Here is a 16,153-nt window from a genome sequence, read left to right as displayed (position 1 = left end):
TTCGATGCTCGAGCAAGGATGGCCAACGTATGTTCCTGTTGCGGACCACTCGCTGCTGGTTTCCTTTGGAGATGTGATCACCGACCAGGCCAATGCGGCAGTGCTCGCGCTCGACCGGGCATTGGCGCATTCACCGCCCGAGGGAATGATCGAATGCATCCCGGCATTTGTCAGCCTGCTGATCGACTTCGATCCCCTGGTCACGGATCACACCCGGATTCGAGAGGCTGCTGAAAACCTGCAGCAAGATCCCCCCGCCGGCCAGCCTAGAGGGGAACTGCGCGAGGTCGAGATTTGCTATGAAGAAGACTTCGCACCCGATCTTGCCGCGGTGGCCCAGGCGTCGGGCCTTTGCATCGACGAGGTGATCAAGCTTCACTTGCAGGGTGACTATCAAGTTCGCATGTATGGATTCGCGCCCGGGTACGCGTACATGTCGGGCGTGCCGAGCGAGATCCAGGTGCCGCGAAAGCCGTCGGCGCTTCGGGACATCGCCGCTGGAAGCGTGCTCATCGCAGGGCCGCAATGTCTTGTCACGACACTCAAGATGCCCACGGGGTGGTCCATCATCGGCCGGTCGCCCACCCGGATCCTGACCCGCGATGAAAGCGCTCCTTTTCTTTTCGGCGTGGGGGACAAGGTCAGGTTCAAGCGCATCAGCCTGGTGGAGTACGAAGCACGACGAGAGAGTGGCAACCATGACTGAGGCCAGGCTGCTGGTCAGGTCCTGCGGCCCGCTGGTCTCCTACCAGGACGGCGGGCGACCGGGCATGCTGAGGTTTGGCGTCCCGGCCTCGGGGCCCATGGATCGACTTGCACATGCTGCCGCCAATATTGCGCTGGGATGCCCGGAGGGATCCACCGCCATGGAAATCTCCATGGGCGGGCTGGAAGTGGTGTGCGAATCGGGCGAGGTGACGTGCTGCGTTTCTGGGGGCGACTTCCAGGTTCGCCATTCAGGCGCGCTGACCAAGTCCTGGTGCGTGCGAACCATCCGTACAGGAGACGTGCTGTCGGTTCGTCCCGGACGTTGGGGAAGTTGGGCCTACCTGGCGTTCTGTGGAGAACTGGTGTGCGAGCAGTGGGCAGGGCACACCGCAACGCATTCGACGTCTGGTCTTGGTGGCGGCAGCCTTGCTCCCGGTGCCGCGGTCTTGTTGCGCAACACCAGAATTGCGGAGGAACGGGAGGGCGATCTTCCGGTTCCCGCTTTTGCTTATTCGCGCAAGCTCGCGCGGGTTGTGCTGGGGCCGCAGACCGGCAGATTCGAGGCTGACTCCGCGGCTGCGTTCCTTCAAGAGAGCTTTGCGGTCACGCCGGCCTGCGACCGGATGGGCATGCGTCTCTCCGGCCCGAAGTTGGCACTGAAGGATGCCTTGTCCATCCCTTCCGAGCCGATCGTGCGGGGCTCGATACAGGTCGGAGGCGACGGCGTGGCTTCGATATTGCTAGCCGACCACCAGACCACCGGAGGTTACCCAAAGATCGCCACAGTCTTGTCTTCGGACCTCGATGGCTTGTCCCAGCTTCGACCGCACGACAACCTGGGTTTTCAAGCCGTAGACGCAATGGAGGCGATCCGCTTGGTACGAGCGGAAGCGCCGCTCCGAAGCCAGTTCCTGAAAGAGATTGCAAGACCTTTGGGCAGTCTGCAAAACCGGTTGATGAGAGAGAACCTGATAAGCGGATTTGTTCTGGCGTAACGCGGGGCGGCGTTCGGGCATGCCCTTCTTCTTTCAAGATGCAACGGTTCGCTTCGCCTACGCCGATGTGAGCATCACCCTACAGAAAGCGCGTGCCCGAAAAATACAGTGGTTCATGTGCGAGGCCATATGTTTCGCACGCAAGGAAACCGAAATGACATTCGAGATGTTCCGCACACGCTCCGCACACACGCGCCCTCCGCAGCCACTGCTGAGGCCCGCCCTTTGAAAGGGTAGGCATGTATTCCGAAGCCTGGCCCATCGAACGGCAGTCGCTTCGAGTCAGAGAAGCGGCTGTCGCTGGTGCCTGGCGCAACGCACCTGTTCGAAGAGCCCGGTGCGCTCGGCGCCGTTTCGATATTGGCATGCGACTGGTTCAAGAGCCATCTCGACCAACCAGGAGTTCAAGATGAGCAAATCACCAGGACACCGCAAATGGCCCGATCACCAGGTGCGGGAAGAACAGCTTGAGCAGCCGATGGAAGTTGAAGTCGAAGGCGTCGTCGTCGCCAACTCGAGAGACGTGATCAAGGTCGACGAAGACAAGTCCCCGGTGCGTTACTACTTTCCGCGCGGCGACGTCCGCATGGAGAAGCTGAGTCACTCGCAGACGATTTCAGAATGCCCATTCAAGGGCCATGCGAACTATTACAGCGTGAGCCTGGGCGAACGGCAGATCGACGACGTCGCCTGGACGTATGAGAGCCCGTACGACGAACACAAGGCCCTGAAGGGCCGCATCGCGTTCTACGACGACAGGTTTCCGGAGATTCATATCGGCCCGAAGAGCTGAACCGACGGGACTGACATTCTTGAGCGCATCGGCGCCCCGATGTGACGCTGAGTGTCATCTCTGGGGCACTCGCGGCATGCCGCGGCGTGGATGAGGGCCGATCGGCGAATGGAAAAGGTTTCATCCGCCGATTGGCATGCATGTTGCTGTAACAATTTTTAACCAACAGCGCTTCGACATGCATCCACAAGACAGTGAAAACAACATTCCCCTAGGCCGCCGCACCTTCTGCATGGGCGCAATGAGCCTGGTCGCGCTCGGCACGACCGCGTGTGGGGGCGGAGGAGGAGGGGGTGGCGCAGGCGTGGCGGGCGGCTTCGGCGGGCTGGCCGCGGCATCGCAGAACGCTTCCACGTCCTCGGCTGTCGTCTCCTCCGCGGGGCCCGATTCCTCGACCGATGCCGCGGCCGAAGAAATACCCGCTCCATCGCGAAAATTCGTGCACCCCGGCCTCCTGCATACCGAGGCCGACTTCGATCGCATGCGCGCAAAGGTCGCGGCCAATGCGCAGCCCTGGCTCGACGGTTGGAACAGGTTGAAAGCCAATGGCCGTTCGCAGCTCGGCGCCACCCCGCGGCCGCTCGCCACGGTGATTCGCGGCGGAGACGACCAGAACTTTGCGCAGATGTACATCGACATCGCTCGAAGCTATCAGCTGGCACTGCGCTGGAAGGTGTCGCAAGACACGCGCTATGCCGACTTGGCAGTCGTCTTCCTCAACGCCTGGTCGTCCACGCTGACGTCGATCGAAGGCAACGCGGACCGCTTCCTGGCGGCGGGCATCTACGGTCACCAGTTCGCGAATGCGGCCGAGATCATGCGGTCCTATCCGGGCTGGGCGGCAAGCGACTTTGCGCGCTTCCAGAACATGATGCTGACGGTGTTCTATCCGCTCAACCACAGCTTCCTCGTCAACCACAACGGTGCCGAAATCACCAACTACTGGGCCAACTGGGATCAATGCACGTTGGCCTCGATCCTGGCCATCGGCGTGCTGTGCGACCGGCCCGACCTCTACGACGAGGCGCTCGGCTATTACAAGACCGGCCAAGGCAACGGCGCCGGACTGCAGGCGGTCTATCACGTGCATCCGGGCTACCTTGGCCAGTGGCAGGAGAGCGGCCGCGACCAAGGCCATTGCACGCTCGGCATCGGCTTGGCGGGAGTGTTCTGCGAGATGGCCTGGAACCAGGGCGACGACGTCTACAGCTACGAGAACAACCGCTTTTTGGCCGGGGCCGAGTACGTGGCCAAGTCCAACCTTCGCGATGGCTCCGGCGATTTCTACACCGTGCCATTCTTTACCAACATCAACAAGCAGGGAACGCAAAGCGTGCTGTCGACCGGCGCTCAGGGGCACCGGCGCGGCATCTGGGAAAGCGTCTACAACCACTATGCGAACCGGCTCGGCATCGCCACGCCCTATACCTTGCTGCAGGCCATCCAGATGCGCCCCGAAGACGATGGCAACAACGGCGACCAGCTGGGGTTCGGAACGCTCACCTACACGCGCGACCCGATCGCCACGCTCGTGCCGCCGAACGGGCTCACGGCGCGGGTGCGCGCAGCGCAGGTCGATCTGTCGTGGTGGGGCAGCACCGGCGCGCTGAGCTACACCGTCAAGCGCGCGGCCATTGCGGGCGGGCCCTACACCACAGTGACATCGGGCATCACCGACACGCTCACCTTCACCGACAGTACCGTCAGCGCCGGTGAGGTGTGGCACTACGTTGTGGTGGCGGTGAATGCGGGCGGCGAGAGCGCTCCTTCCACGGAGGCAAGGGCCGCCATCAAGGCCGAGTTGCTGATGCAGCTCAAGTTCGACGAAGCGCAAGGTACTTCGGCCGTCGATGCAACGGGCCGCTTTGCCGCCAGCACACTCGCGGGCAATCCGGCGTGGGTGGCGGGGCACGAGGGCGGCGCCGTCGGCCTGGCAAGCGCCGCGGACTACGTCAGCCTTCCCGCGGCGCCGGTGAAGAACCTGGCCGACTTCACAATCGCATGCTGGGTGTACCTGGACGCCATCTCGACGTGGTCGCGCGTGTTCGATTTCGGCTCCGGCCAGCGCCGCTACATGATGCTGACGCCACGCAGCGGCGCCGGCGTGGTGCGCTATGCGATCACCACCGTGCACGGCTACAACAATCAGCTGATCGAGGGCTCGTCGCCGCTGCCCACGGGCCGCTGGGTGCATGTGGCCGTGACCTTGTCCGGCTCGCTTGGCACGCTGTACGTCGATGGCGCGGTGGCCGGCAGCAATGCGCAGATGACGCTGTCGCCGTTCGATCTTGGCGAGACCACGCAGAACTTTCTCGGCCGCTCGCAGTATTCGACCGATCCATTCCTGCGCGGCCGGCTCGATGACTTCCGCATCTACCACGGTGCGCTGCCGGCGTCAGAGATTGCGTCGCTGGCCGCGTAGCGACGCATCGGGCCGCGATTGCTAAACCGCTCCGTGCGCCTCTACGTAGAGCGCATAGAGCGAATGGCTGCTCGCCATGTAGAGGCGGTTGCGCTTCGGCCCGCCGAACTCGAGATTTGCGCAGCGCTCCGGCAGCCGGATGAAGCCGATCGGCTTGCCTTGCGGGTTGAAGACCTTCACGCCGTCGAAATCCTCCGACTTTCCGAGCGGCAGGTGGGCCTTCATTCCGCCGCCGATGTCGGTCGGCTCGGGCGCGAACGCGCCGCTGAAGCCCCAGCCGCACCAGAGGTTGCCGTCGCGGTCGACACGAAATCCGTCAAGCGCACCCGGCCCGTCCGCATCGATCAGCTTGGTCTTGTTCGACACGCTGGTGCCGTCGGCTGAAACGTCGTAGCTCCAGATGCTGCGGTGGGGCGTGCTTTTCCACTCGACCACGTAAAGCTTCTTCTCGTCCGGAGAAAACGCGAGGCCGTTCGGGTTCATCAGATCGGTGATCACCGCGGTGAGCTTGCCGTCCGTTGAAACGCGATAGACGTTGGTCGTCGCCTGTTCCGGCGTGGCCCTGGAGCCTTCCCACTCGCCATTGATGCCGAAGGTCGGGTCGGTGAACCACACGGTGTCGTCGGACCTCACCACCACGTCGTTGGGCGCATTGAGCTTCTTGCCCTCGAAGCTGTCGGCCAGCACCGTCATGCGGCCGTCTTTCTCAGTGCGCACCACGCGGCGCGTGACGGAGTGCTCGCAGGTGACGAGGCGGCCTTGGCGATCACGCGTGTTGCCATTGGCAAAGTTGGCGTTCTGCTTGTGCACCGTGAACCTGCCGGTTCGCTCGTCGTACTTCATGATCCGGTTGTTGGGAATGTCGCTGCACAGCAGGTAGCCCCCGTCGGGAAAGTACACCGGCCCCTCTGCCCACCGCATGCCGCTGCCCACCTGCTCGACGGTGCTGCTGTAGATGCGGTATCTGGCAAAGCTCGGGTCCAGGATCAGCACCGAGGGGTCCGGATAGCGCTGGTTGGGCTTGAATTCAAAAGATTGCGCATCGGCCAGTCCCGTGAGGGCCGCCAATCCGGAGCCCGCGGCGGTCTTCAGGAACTGGCGGCGATGACGGCTTCCGTTCTGCATCGGTAGATCTCCTGTGTCGTATGGAAAGGTACTGCTCGCCTGTGCTCACAGGCGAGGGACCGATCTTACGTACAGGAGGACACGGGAGACATTGCCGATCTGCGGCGGAAACAAGCCGTCGGCACGGTGGCCGACCGCGGCATGCCGTCCGCAGCCCGCGCGGGTCACGCGTTCTGGGTCTGGGTGGAAGAGGTGCGTCGTCGAATTTCAGTCTGCAGCGCACGTTGCCCGGCGGCCAGCGCGGCTTCATAGGTGTCGGCCGCGTCGAAGGCGTCGCGAAGCACTTTGGGATTCGTTCCCTCCGTGTCCGTTTCGAGCAAGCGCCAGACATATGAACCGAGGGCTGGCTCCTCGATGATGAGTTCGATGGGGTGTGTCATGCGCTCAACTTGCACAAGTCGCGGCGGAATGTCTGTAGGCGGAATTCGAATGCTATGGCACCGTTTCAAGCTGAGGCCGGGGTGGGCCCTATGCGATGCGCGGCGAACTATGCAAATGACAACTTCAAAACACTGCATTGAGCACAGCACCATTGGCCCCGAGATTTTGCTCCCGCCATTCGAAGTGATGAAAGTCTGACCAGCTCAATTTTTAGTTCTTAAGAGGTAGTCTGAAGACTGCACAGCCTCCGCGCTGAGAACTAAGTCGCGGTTTCCGCAGGTAATTCCAAGCGTTTGACTATTGTTAACTTTCATTGCTGTCGAGCAACATCACAATCCCCAGCCGTACATCCGAATGCTCGACGGCTGACGTTGAGCTCGAATACTCAACAAATCGTTCCTCTGGCTATTTGCATGAACGAAATCGCAATGATGGTTGAAACGCCATAGACAAGTTCTGCCAAGCTTTGATCAGACAAAAGAATTTCATGCACGCGGATCTTGCCCTGAAGATGATGTCGGATCTGTTCTGGACCGGGCTTTGGGTATGCCTTCCTCTGCTCGGGCTCACCATGCTCGTGGGCATTGTCATCAGCGTGCTTCAGGTCGTGACGCAGGTGCAGGAAATGTCGCTGACATTCGTCCCCAAGCTCGTTACGGCTGGCGCAGTGATGATCTTGGCGGGGCCTTGGATGCTGCGCAAACTCACGCAGTTCACCGTTCAGCTGTGGAGCGGCATTCCCTCGATGTTCTAGATCGAGCGCCTTCTCCATATGGACCTCTTGCCATCACATTCGGTGCCTGCCTTGCTTGCGGCGGTGCCTGAGTTCGGCTTAACGGCATGGCTGGCTTTCACCGGCCTTCTGGCCTTGCGGGTCGCCGCCACCTTCGCCATGACGCCGGTGTTCTACGCCGTGCCTCTGCCTGCCTCGGTTCGCATGCTGCTGATCCTGGGGCTGTCCGTTGCGCTCGCATCGGGGCTTTCCCTGCCCACGGGCATCTGGGGTGGCTGGGAGTCCTTCGTTTTCGCTGCCATTGCGGAACTGGTCCTGGGAGCAACGCTGGGGCTTGGCATCCTGCTGGCCTTCGGTGCGTTCGCAGTAGCGGGGCAATTGCTCGACATTCAACTCGGCTTCGGCATTGCGCAAATCATCGATCCCGTCACGGCACGCCCGGTTCCGATCCTGACGACGGCCTTTCAATACCTTGCGGTCCTTGTCTTCTTCCTGGTCAACGGGCATCACGCACTGTTGCGTGGCATCGGCTACAGCGTCGAACGCTTTCCCGTCGGTGCACCATGGTCTCTGGCGCATGCCGCAGAGCCGTTGCTGAAACAGGGGACCGGCCTGTTCAGCCTGGGTTTCGCATTGGCCGCGCCCGTAGTGTTTTGCATCCTGCTGGTGGAGTTCGTCCTGGGCGTGGTGGGCCGGAACCTTCCCCAGATGAACATGTTCACCATGGGCATTCCCATCAAGATCGTGGTCGGCCTCATTGCGTTGTCGCTCTGGTTTTCGGGCATTGGCGGTGTGATGACCCGGGTCTACGCAACCATCGCCACCACTTGGGATGCCATTTTCGTCGCGGCTAACACTCCGCCTGCAGTTTCGCCTCGGCGTGAGCAGATTCGCTGATGGCTGAGCAGGATCTCGATCGAAACGCAGCGGCCACGCCCTACAAGCTGCAGCGCGCGCGCGAACGCGGGCAGACTGCGAAGAGCGCGGACCTCGTAGCGGCACTCGTATTTGCCGTCGCAGTCGTCTATTTGACGTGGCGGGGTTTCGAAGCGGTGGTCAGCCAATTCCGCTTCGATCTGGCGCTGCTAGTCCACGCGGGGCGGATGGAGCCCTCGGGGGTCGGCCTCTGGCCCATGATCGAGCGCGCCTTGCGGGCCGGGCTTGCCATCTCGGCTCCCTTCTTCGCGACGGTCATGTTGGCGGCCATCGTCGGCAACATGGTGCAGACCGGGCCCATATTTTCGTTCGAGCCGGTCAAGGTCGACTTCGATCGCGTCAACCCGGTCAATGGCCTCAAGAAGCTGTTCTCGATGCGAGTGCTGTTCGATACCGCGCGCGCCCTCGGGAAGCTCGCTTTGCTAGCGCTGGTCGCATTCATGAGTCTCAAGGCCCTGGCGGGCCAGTTCTATGCACTCGCATCCTTGTCCGCGGTGGGATACCTGCGCACGCTCCTTGGCGACCTTGCCAGCGTGGGACTCAAGTTGGCGCTCGTGCTGGGCCTGATTGCTTTGCTAGATCTCATGTATACGCGGCACGAATTCGCCAAGAAGATGCGCATGAGCCAGCGTGAACTGAAGGACGAGACCAAGCAACGCGAGGGTGACCCGCGCATCAGGGCCCGGTTGCGGGAACTGCGCCGCGAAATGCTCAAGCGAAGCCTGGCGCTGCGACAGACGCGCAATGCGGACGTGCTCATCACGAATCCAACCCACCTTGCGGTGGCCCTGAAGTACGAGCACGGCCGAATGGCCTCTCCTCAATTGATTGCCAAAGGCGCCGGGCACATGGCGGCCGCGATGCGCGAGATTGCCGCGCGCCATCGGATCCCCGTGGTGCGCAACCCCGCGCTGGCACGGCAGCTCTATCGCGAGTTGGCGGTCGACCATCCGGTGCCGCCTGATCTCTATGCGCAGGTCGCACGCATCATCGTCTGGGTGTTCGCGATGCGTGAACAGCGACAAGGTCGCGTTGGCGCTGGAACGGTTTCATGAACGCGCTGGCACGCACTCTCGGCAAACACAGCGATATTGCGCTGGTGCTGCTCGTGCTCGGCGTGCTGGTGGTGCTTTTTGCACCCATACCCAGCGGGCTGCTCGATTTCCTGATCCTGAGCAACTTCAGCTTCGCATTTCTCGTGCTGCTGCTGACCTTCTACATGGCCAGGCCGGTGGAGTTTTCCACCTTCCCGTCGCTGCTCCTGATCGCGACCTTGTTTCGTTTGTCGCTCAACGTGGCGGCCACCCGGCTGATCCTCTCGGATGGCGATGCCGGACGCGTGATCGGTGCAATCGGCGCTTTCGTGGTCGGTGGGAACTACGTCATCGGGTTGATCGTCTTTCTCATCCTCATCGTGGTGCAGTATGTGGTGGTCACCAGCGGTGCCCAGCGGGTGTCCGAGGTCGCCGCTCGTTTCACGCTCGACAGCATGCCGGGCCAGCAGATGAGCATCGACGCCGACCTCAACATGGGCTTCATCGACCAGGCCGAGGCTCAACGTCGCCGCAAGAACCTCGAAAAAGAAGCCGGCTTCTATGGGGCCATGGACGGTGCCAGCAAGTTCGTCAAGGGCGATGCGATCGCCGGCATCATCATCCTGTTGATCAACATCATCGGTGGCCTGGTGATCGGCGTGATGCAGCACGGCCTTCCCTGGGGCCAGGCGCTGCAGACGTACACCCTGCTGACCATCGGCGACGGCATCGTGACGCAGGTGCCGGCGCTCGTAATCGCCGTCGGGACGGGCATCATCGTCACGCGTTCCGCGTCCGACGCCAATCTGAGCCGAGAGGCCTTGAGGCAGATCAGCTCGTTCCCCAAGACGCTTCTTCTCGTGGCGATGGCACTCGGCGGTTTGCTTGTGCTACCTGGTATTCCCGCCGTGCCGACGCTCGCGCTGACCGCTTGCTTCCTGCTGGCCGCGACCATGCTCTACCGCGCGGCCAAGGCCAAGACCGCAGGCGCGAGGGATGCCGGAGCACCTGGCGGCGCCGCGGGTGATGCGCCAATCACGGCGGAGGTTGGCGCAGCCGCCTCCACGAATGACGATCCCTACGCGCAGCTCCAGGTGGAGCCGATCGAGGTTCAACTGGGCAGCAACTGGGTGCCGTTGATCAATCAGCCCGGCAGCGTTTTCATGGAGCGTGTCGCAAGCTTCCGCAAGCAGCACGCGCAGGAGTTCGGCCTGGTGCTGCCACGTGTCCGGTTCAAGGATTCGGCGCGGCTATCGGCCGACAGGTACGAAATTCATCTCGACGGCGTGCTGGTCGGAAAGGGCGAGGCTCGCGCCGACAGGCTGCTCGCCATCCATCCCGCGGGGGACATCAAGTCGGTGCCTGGCGAGCCGACCCGCGACCCGACGTACGGACTGCCAGCGTTGTGGATCGAGGAAAGCCAGCGCGAAGCGGCCAGCCAGGCGAAATACACCTTGGTCGATGCGCCGACTGTCTTCATGACGCATCTGACCGAGATGCTCAGGCGTGAGTCCGCCACGTTGCTCACGCGCGCAGAAGTCGATCGCCTGTTGGCCCGTGTGCGGCAATCCCAGCCCGGCCTGGTCGAGGAGTTGATCCCCACGGTGCTCTCGTCGAGCGACGTTCAGAAGGTCTTGCAGAACCTGCTGCGAGAGAAGGTCTCCGTGCGCCATATCGAGGCGATCCTCGAAACCCTCGCCGATGCGGGGCGTGCCAGCCGCGATGCCAACCATCTCACCGAAGTCGTCCGCCAGCGGCTGGGTCACGCGATCTGCCAGGGCCTTCTCGGCGAAGCGACGTCGTTGCATGTCCTGACCCTCGACCCCGCGATCGAAAGCCAGTTCCTGCAAAGCGTGCATTCGGGCACCGAAGAAGGGGGCGCGCAGCCCTTTGTTCTTGACCCGCGCCTGACCGAGCAGCTCATGAAGCGCCTGGTCCAACAAACCGAACGGATGATGAAAAGCAACCTGCTGCCCGTGCTGCTCTGCGCCCCCGAGCTGCGCCGCCACGTGCGTGCGTTGTCGGAGCGCGTGATGCCGCATCTGCGCGTGTTGTCGATGACCGAGGTTCCCCATACCGTCGAGCTGAAGTCGTTCGGCGTCGTTCAGATTTGAGACACAGGACAGATTCCATGACCGATGTTTTGGCCATCAGCCTGCACAGCATGCAACAGGACATGGGCCGTCTGGAGCGCATCAGCCTGAACATGGCCAATGCCATGACACCCGGGTACAAGCGCGAAGTTGCCATGGCGCTGCCATCCGGTGCGGGAGCTTTCGCCGCCGCCATGACCACCGCCGAAGTTGCGGCCCGCGGCCTGCAGGCCGAGGGGGCAAGGTCGCCCGAGGGCGCGGCTGCGGCCTCTGTCGGCGCCCTCCTGATCCAGACCGATGCGCGGCCCGGTACGCTGAAGACGACCAGCCAGAACCTCGACGTGGCTCTCACGACGCCGGGCTTCTTCGAGGTATCTACCGACGCGGGACTTGCCTATACGCGGCAGGGTAACTGGCAACTGGATGCGCGCGGCCGGCTCGTCACAGCGCAAGGCCATCCGGTCATGGGGCAGGGCGGCGAAATCGTGCTCACCCATCCCAATCCGACGATCGATGCCGCGGGCCTGGTCTTCGAGGCAAAGCCCGGCGGCGGAGCTGAATCCACCCCGATCGCGCAGCTCAAAGTCGTTCGGTTCGACGACATGACAAGCCTGCAGCGCATGGGGGACGGCTTGATGGGCACGGGCCAGGTGCCGAGCCAGCTTACGGACAGCGAGATCGATCTTCGGCAAGGCTTTCTCGAGAACTCCAACGTGAACTCGTTGCAGGAAATGGTGCAGCTGATCCAGTCGATGCGGCATTTCGAATCCATGCAGAGAGTGGCCCTGGGCTATGACGAAATGATCGGCGCAGCCATTCGCAAGCTCGGCGAGCTCTCGTGAGCCGCACCGCGCCCCTATTCACTTTCAAGAACGAGATGAACCATGTTTGATGCCCTCTATATCAGTGCCACCGGCATGCAGGCCCAGCAGCTCAATGTCGACACCATTGCGAACAACCTGGCCAACGTCAACACCACGGGCTTCAAGAAGAGCAAGGTCGGATTCACCGATCTGATGGTGCGCGAGGCGGCCCGGCTTCTACCGGCCCAAGAGGGAGCAGGCGTTCTCGGTGGCACCAACCGGCTCGGCGCTGGCGTCGGAGTGGCGGGCGTGTCGAAGTTGTTCGACATGGGAGACCTCAAGAAGACCGAGTCGGCCTTCGACGTCGCGATCCAAGGCGAAGGCTTCCTCGAGGTCACGATGCCCGACGGTTCGAGCGCGTACACGCGAGGCGGGACCTTCAAGGTCAATCGCGACGGGCTGCTGGCCACGCAAGGCGGCTATCCGCTCAAGCCCAACCTGGCCATCCCAGACAACGCCCAGAACATGCAGATTGACAGCGATGGGCGTGTACGGATCCAGGTCGCAGGCCAGTCCACGCCTGTCGAACTGGGCCAGCTCGAACTCGTGCGTTTCACGAGCCCGTCGGCACTGCTGGCGCAAGGTGACAACCTCTACCGGTCGAGCACGAACTCGGGCGAGGCGATTTCGGGGCGCGCCACCGAGGACGGCATGGGCAGTTTGGCTCAGGGTTTCCTTGAAGGATCGAACGTGAAGTTGACCGAGGAGATGGTCAATTTGATGGTGGCCCAGCGCGTGTATGAAGCGAATGTGAAGGTCATACAGGCGTCGGACGAGATGCTGGGAATGATCAATGGCCTTCGCAAGTAAAACGCGTGGCGTGCTGATCGCGCTGTGCGCGGCTGGCTACGCGGCTGCCGGCGCGGCGCCGTTGGCGCCTGTCGGGCCAAGTGCGCAAACGGCGACGGGGGCAGCGGTCTCGATCGAACTGCGGCCGCATGTCAAGCTCAGCCAGACCCCTGTGCGCTTGGGGGACATTGCGTTTCTGACGACCCGAGACTTGCCGATGCTGCGGCAGTTGATGGCGCTCCCGATCGGCACTGCGCCGCGGCCCGGCTCCCCGGTCACCCTCGACCGCGACACGATCGCGCGTTGGGTTGAGACGCGAAGCGGTCTGCAAGCACCAAATGGCGCATCAAGTGGGCGGAGCCCGATCATCCGCTGGGAAGGAGCTGAGGAAACTGAAATCGAAAGCGCCTCACAGCAGCTGTCTGGCGAGACCATCGCCAACGCAGCCCGCTCGGTGCTCCTGCGCTGGCTGGCCGAACGCAGCGTGCGGGCCAATGTGCAGGCCGCGAGCGCGGTCCGCGATCTGATGCTGCCGGCCGGTATGCCGATGCTTCGGGTGCGGCCGCTTGCGAAACAGGCGATGCCGTCCAAGCGCATGTTGGTCTGGGTCGATGCCTGGGTGGACGACCGGTTCGTCCGGACGACGGCGGTGACCTTCGAGGTCGATGCCTGGGCGCCGCTCACAGTCGCTGCCGCGGGCATGGACAGCGGAACGGTGATCGACGGGATCGTTGTCGCCGGTGCGATGCAGAAACGCGAAGTCGATCTGACGACGGTCAAGCGCGGCGCGCTGGTTCCCACTGGCTCCGACGACCATACCAATCTCGCATCCGACAAACCACAGCGTCTGCGCCGCCCCCTTCGCGCTGGCGAGGTCCTCACCGATGCCCATCTCGAACCCGAGCCGGTGGTCACCCGTGGCAACTGGGCGAACCTGCAGTCGCGCAGCGGCGCTGTGTCCGTCGAGAGCCGCGTCGAGGTGTTGCAGGATGGGCGGCAGGGGCAGATCGTCCGCGTCAAGGTGCCCGGATCGCGCGCGGAGGTGCTCGCCCGAGTCACGGGCCGCGGACAGGTAGAGGTACAGCCATGACGGCGCGATCGCACATTCCCTGGTACGAAATGGCAACGCTTGCAATCCTGATGGCCGTGTCGTCGCTCGCGCCCGTGTCGGCGGAAAGCCTCTATCAGGAGGGAAGTTTCCGTCCGCTCACCGCGGACAACAAGGCCTTTCGCATCGGCGACTCGCTCACGGTTCAGGTCTTCGAGAACTCCTCGGCATCGACCAGCGCTAACACCGGCACCCGCCGCGCCAACGACATCACCGGATCGGTGACCCACACCGGCGGCAAGGTCGTGGGGCAGCTCGGTATCGGGGTGGCCGGCGAATTCGATGGAGGCGGGCGCACTCAGCGGGCGAACAAACTGCTGGCGACGCTCACGGTGACGGTCCAGGACGTGCTGCCCAACGGCGAGCTGCGCGTGGCCGGGGAACAGCTGCTGACGGTCAATGAAGAATTGCAGAAGGTCAATCTGGAAGGCCGCGTGCGCGCCCAGGACATCTCCGATGGCAATGTCGTTCTGTCCACCCGCCTCGCCGACGCGCGCATTACCTATGTCGGCGAGGGCGATGTCTCGGACCGCGCGCGGCGCAGCATCTGGCGCAAGGTTTTCGACTGGCTGGGACTGTGATGAAAACGATGACCTGGGCCATGCGCGCAACTACCACGGGCTTGCGCTGCGCACTGCTCATTGCGCTGGGCTGCGCCGGGCTGACGGGTGCCCACGCCGCCGAGGTGATGCGCGTCAAGGATCTTGGCAAGCTCAAGGGGTGGCGCGACAACGCCCTGTTCGGCACCGGCATCGTGACCGGCCTGGCCGGGACTGGCGACTCGCCGGCCAACCGCGCGGCACGCCAGTCGCTGGCCAATCTGCTGTCCCAGTTCAACCTGACGATCGCTCCGGAGGCCATCCAGAGCCGCAACGTCGCCGTCGTGATGGTCAGTGCGGCCCTGCCAACATTCGGACGCGAAGGCGACACGCTCGATGTCACCGTGAGCTCGGCGGGCGACGCGCGCAGCCTGGTGGGAGGCACACTGTTGATGACGCCGCTCAAAGGCGCCAACGGCCGTATTTATGCGCTGGCGCAGGGGAGCCTGTCGGTCGGTGGCTACCGCTATGACGCCAACGGCAACGTGGTCCAGAAGAACCATCCGACCTCCGGCTCGGTGCCGAACGGGGCGACCATCGAAGTCGGCGTCAATGCGGCCATGCTCGACGAGCAGCAGAGCGTGACCTTCGTGCTCTCCGAGCCCGACTACACCACCTCCAGCCGCGTTGCCGCAGCCATCAACAGCCAACTGGGCGGCGGCTTGGCAAAAGCCAAGGATGCTTCCGGCATCGAGATTGCCGTACCGCCGGCACAGCGCGGCGACTTGGTGAGCCTGTTCACCCGCATCGAGAACGTGATGGTCGAACCCGATCGGCGGGCCAAGGTCGTCATCAACGAACGCACGGGCACCGTGGTGTCGGGAGGCGACGTCCGAATATCGAAGGTGGCGATTTCGCACGGGGACATCAAGATCGCGATCTCCAACCAGAACACGGCCTCGCAGCCGTCCAACGTGTGGAATGGCGGCGCCGACGTCCGGACAGCAGTCGTGACCAACACGCGCATCGATGTCGACGAGCAGAACGGCACCGGCTTCGTCGCCGGGTCCAACACCGTCTCCGACCTCGTGCAATCGCTCGCGCGGCTCAAGACGAGCACCCGCGACGTGATTTCCATCCTGCGCGCCGTCAAGGCGGCAGGCGCATTGCACGGCGAACTCGTGGTGCAGTGACCGCAAGCGCATCGAGAAGCACGGCAAACATGGTTAAGAAAGCCTTCGGAGACAGAAATGACAGACGGAATTGAAGCCGTGACCCGCTCGGCATTGGCGCTCGCACTCGATGCGGCCAGCCTGCGACAGCAGGCCATCGCAGCCAATATCGCAAACGCGAACGCGGCGGGCTACGTGCCGCAGCGCGTGAGTTTCGAGGCACAGCTTGGCGAGGCGCGCCGCAACTTGGCTCAGACCGGCCGGCTCGACGCGTCCGCTTTGAGCCAGGTTCGGCCGCGCATCGAGGCCCTGGTGGACGGCCTGGGCGCGCCCGGTTCAGTGCAACTGGATGTGGAAGCCGCCGAAATGGCGCGCAACAACGTTCATTACCAGGCGCTCGTCAAGGGGCTGTCGCGCCATTTCGCAATTCTTTCAATGGCCGTCGGCGACGGTAGGAAATAG

At 63.1% G+C, this 16,153-nt stretch carries 16 protein-coding genes; 14 read left to right on the top strand and 2 right to left on the bottom strand.

Going from position 1 to position 16,153, the window contains the following annotated elements; all coding sequences use genetic code 11:
- Positions 1-4 precede the first annotated feature (4 nt).
- The 4 genes from BLR24_RS27455 to BLR24_RS27435 all read left to right on the top strand — a co-directional run bounded on the left by BLR24_RS27455 (position 5) and on the right by BLR24_RS27435 (position 4,918).
- Positions 5-706: a 5-oxoprolinase subunit B family protein gene (locus BLR24_RS27455; protein ID WP_093023360.1), complete on the top strand. Its 702-nt coding sequence runs from the start codon at positions 5-7 to the stop codon at positions 704-706.
- Positions 603-1,703 carry a 5-oxoprolinase subunit C family protein gene (locus tag BLR24_RS27450; RefSeq protein ID WP_368086204.1) on the top strand — a complete coding sequence of 367 codons (1,101 nt, stop codon included), beginning with the start codon at positions 603-605 and terminating at the stop codon, positions 1,701-1,703. Before BLR24_RS27455 ends, BLR24_RS27450 begins: the two co-directional genes overlap by 104 nt.
- A gap of 409 nt (positions 1,704-2,112) precedes the next feature.
- Positions 2,113-2,496 (top strand): DUF427 domain-containing protein, encoded by a 384-nt coding sequence (locus BLR24_RS27440; protein ID WP_093023356.1) that lies wholly within the window; start codon positions 2,113-2,115, stop codon positions 2,494-2,496.
- Between the two features lie 178 nt (positions 2,497-2,674).
- Positions 2,675-4,918: a LamG-like jellyroll fold domain-containing protein gene (locus BLR24_RS27435; RefSeq protein ID WP_093023354.1), complete on the top strand. Its 2,244-nt coding sequence runs from the start codon at positions 2,675-2,677 to the stop codon at positions 4,916-4,918.
- 21 nt (positions 4,919-4,939) lie between these two features.
- On the opposite strand, the gene BLR24_RS27430 is transcribed toward BLR24_RS27435, so the two are convergent.
- Both BLR24_RS27430 and BLR24_RS27425 read right to left on the bottom strand, forming a co-directional pair.
- Entirely contained in the window at positions 4,940-6,043 is a 1,104-nt protein-coding gene (locus BLR24_RS27430; RefSeq protein ID WP_093023351.1) for an SMP-30/gluconolactonase/LRE family protein, read from the bottom strand.
- Between the two features lie 164 nt (positions 6,044-6,207).
- The gene (locus tag BLR24_RS27425; RefSeq protein WP_175543368.1) at positions 6,208-6,423 is read right to left on the bottom strand and encodes a hypothetical protein; all 216 of its coding nucleotides are present in this window, start codon (positions 6,421-6,423) and stop codon (positions 6,208-6,210) included.
- 488 nt (positions 6,424-6,911) lie between these two features.
- Between BLR24_RS27425 and BLR24_RS27420 the strand changes: the two genes are divergently transcribed.
- The 10 genes from BLR24_RS27420 (at position 6,912) to flgB (ending at position 16,153) form a co-directional block, all read left to right on the top strand.
- Positions 6,912-7,178, top strand: coding sequence for a flagellar biosynthetic protein FliQ (locus BLR24_RS27420; protein WP_093023347.1), 267 nt, complete (start codon positions 6,912-6,914; stop codon positions 7,176-7,178).
- Positions 7,179-7,220: 42 nt separating this feature from the next.
- Complete coding sequence (locus BLR24_RS27415; protein ID WP_254787626.1) at positions 7,221-8,054, top strand: flagellar biosynthetic protein FliR; 834 nt, start codon at positions 7,221-7,223, stop codon at positions 8,052-8,054.
- Complete coding sequence (locus tag BLR24_RS27410; RefSeq protein WP_093023343.1) at positions 8,054-9,148, top strand: EscU/YscU/HrcU family type III secretion system export apparatus switch protein; 1,095 nt, start codon at positions 8,054-8,056, stop codon at positions 9,146-9,148. The genes BLR24_RS27415 and BLR24_RS27410 overlap by 1 nt, the downstream gene beginning before the upstream one ends.
- Entirely contained in the window at positions 9,145-11,241 is a 2,097-nt protein-coding gene (gene flhA / locus BLR24_RS27405; RefSeq protein ID WP_093023341.1) for a flagellar biosynthesis protein FlhA, read from the top strand. Before BLR24_RS27410 ends, flhA begins: the two co-directional genes overlap by 4 nt.
- A 17-nt stretch (positions 11,242-11,258) precedes the next feature.
- Positions 11,259-12,062 carry a flagellar hook-basal body protein gene (locus tag BLR24_RS27400; protein ID WP_093023339.1) on the top strand — a complete coding sequence of 268 codons (804 nt, stop codon included), beginning with the start codon at positions 11,259-11,261 and terminating at the stop codon, positions 12,060-12,062.
- A 42-nt stretch (positions 12,063-12,104) separates the two neighbouring features.
- The gene (gene flgG / locus BLR24_RS27395; RefSeq protein ID WP_093023337.1) at positions 12,105-12,893 is read left to right on the top strand and encodes a flagellar basal-body rod protein FlgG; all 789 of its coding nucleotides are present in this window, start codon (positions 12,105-12,107) and stop codon (positions 12,891-12,893) included.
- Entirely contained in the window at positions 12,877-13,962 is a 1,086-nt protein-coding gene (flgA, locus tag BLR24_RS27390) for a flagellar basal body P-ring formation chaperone FlgA (protein WP_093023335.1), read from the top strand. The genes flgG and flgA overlap by 17 nt, the downstream gene beginning before the upstream one ends.
- Positions 13,959-14,561, top strand: a complete 603-nt coding sequence (locus tag BLR24_RS27385; RefSeq protein WP_254787622.1) for a flagellar basal body L-ring protein FlgH — start codon at positions 13,959-13,961, stop codon at positions 14,559-14,561. Before flgA ends, BLR24_RS27385 begins: the two co-directional genes overlap by 4 nt.
- The gene (locus tag BLR24_RS27380; RefSeq protein WP_254787620.1) at positions 14,561-15,712 is read left to right on the top strand and encodes a flagellar basal body P-ring protein FlgI; all 1,152 of its coding nucleotides are present in this window, start codon (positions 14,561-14,563) and stop codon (positions 15,710-15,712) included. Before BLR24_RS27385 ends, BLR24_RS27380 begins: the two co-directional genes overlap by 1 nt.
- Before the next feature lie 78 nt (positions 15,713-15,790).
- Positions 15,791-16,153 (top strand): flagellar basal body rod protein FlgB, encoded by a 363-nt coding sequence (gene flgB, locus BLR24_RS27375; RefSeq protein ID WP_254787618.1) that lies wholly within the window; start codon positions 15,791-15,793, stop codon positions 16,151-16,153.

It is taken from the genome of Variovorax sp. OV700, assembly GCF_900099805.1.
In the GTDB taxonomy this organism is placed as follows: domain Bacteria; phylum Pseudomonadota; class Gammaproteobacteria; order Burkholderiales; family Burkholderiaceae_C; genus Variovorax.
This window is presented reverse-complemented; position numbering and strand designations above follow the sequence as displayed.

What these genes read in the sequence shown, in the direction of transcription:
- flgG (WP_093023337.1), top strand. Translation starts at nt 12,105, where the DNA reads ATGTTTGATGCCCTCTATATCAGTGCCACCGGCATGCAGGCCCAGCAG.
- BLR24_RS27435 (WP_093023354.1), top strand. Translation starts at nt 2,675, where the DNA reads ATGCATCCACAAGACAGTGAAAACAACATTCCCCTAGGCCGCCGCACC.
- BLR24_RS27420 (WP_093023347.1), top strand. Translation starts at nt 6,912, where the DNA reads ATGCACGCGGATCTTGCCCTGAAGATGATGTCGGATCTGTTCTGGACC.
- BLR24_RS27385 (WP_254787622.1), top strand. Translation starts at nt 13,959, where the DNA reads ATGACGGCGCGATCGCACATTCCCTGGTACGAAATGGCAACGCTTGCA.
- flhA (WP_093023341.1), top strand. Translation starts at nt 9,145, where the DNA reads ATGAACGCGCTGGCACGCACTCTCGGCAAACACAGCGATATTGCGCTG.
- flgA (WP_093023335.1), top strand. Translation starts at nt 12,877, where the DNA reads ATGGCCTTCGCAAGTAAAACGCGTGGCGTGCTGATCGCGCTGTGCGCG.
- BLR24_RS27410 (WP_093023343.1), top strand. Translation starts at nt 8,054, where the DNA reads ATGGCTGAGCAGGATCTCGATCGAAACGCAGCGGCCACGCCCTACAAG.
- BLR24_RS27380 (WP_254787620.1), top strand. Translation starts at nt 14,561, where the DNA reads ATGAAAACGATGACCTGGGCCATGCGCGCAACTACCACGGGCTTGCGC.
- BLR24_RS27440 (WP_093023356.1), top strand. Translation starts at nt 2,113, where the DNA reads ATGAGCAAATCACCAGGACACCGCAAATGGCCCGATCACCAGGTGCGG.
- BLR24_RS27450 (WP_368086204.1), top strand. Translation starts at nt 603, where the DNA reads ATGAAAGCGCTCCTTTTCTTTTCGGCGTGGGGGACAAGGTCAGGTTCA.
- BLR24_RS27425 (WP_175543368.1), bottom strand. Translation starts at nt 6,423, where the DNA reads ATGACACACCCCATCGAACTCATCATCGAGGAGCCAGCCCTCGGTTCA.
- BLR24_RS27430 (WP_093023351.1), bottom strand. Translation starts at nt 6,043, where the DNA reads ATGCAGAACGGAAGCCGTCATCGCCGCCAGTTCCTGAAGACCGCCGCG.
- BLR24_RS27400 (WP_093023339.1), top strand. Translation starts at nt 11,259, where the DNA reads ATGACCGATGTTTTGGCCATCAGCCTGCACAGCATGCAACAGGACATG.
- BLR24_RS27455 (WP_093023360.1), top strand. Translation starts at nt 5, where the DNA reads ATGCTCGAGCAAGGATGGCCAACGTATGTTCCTGTTGCGGACCACTCG.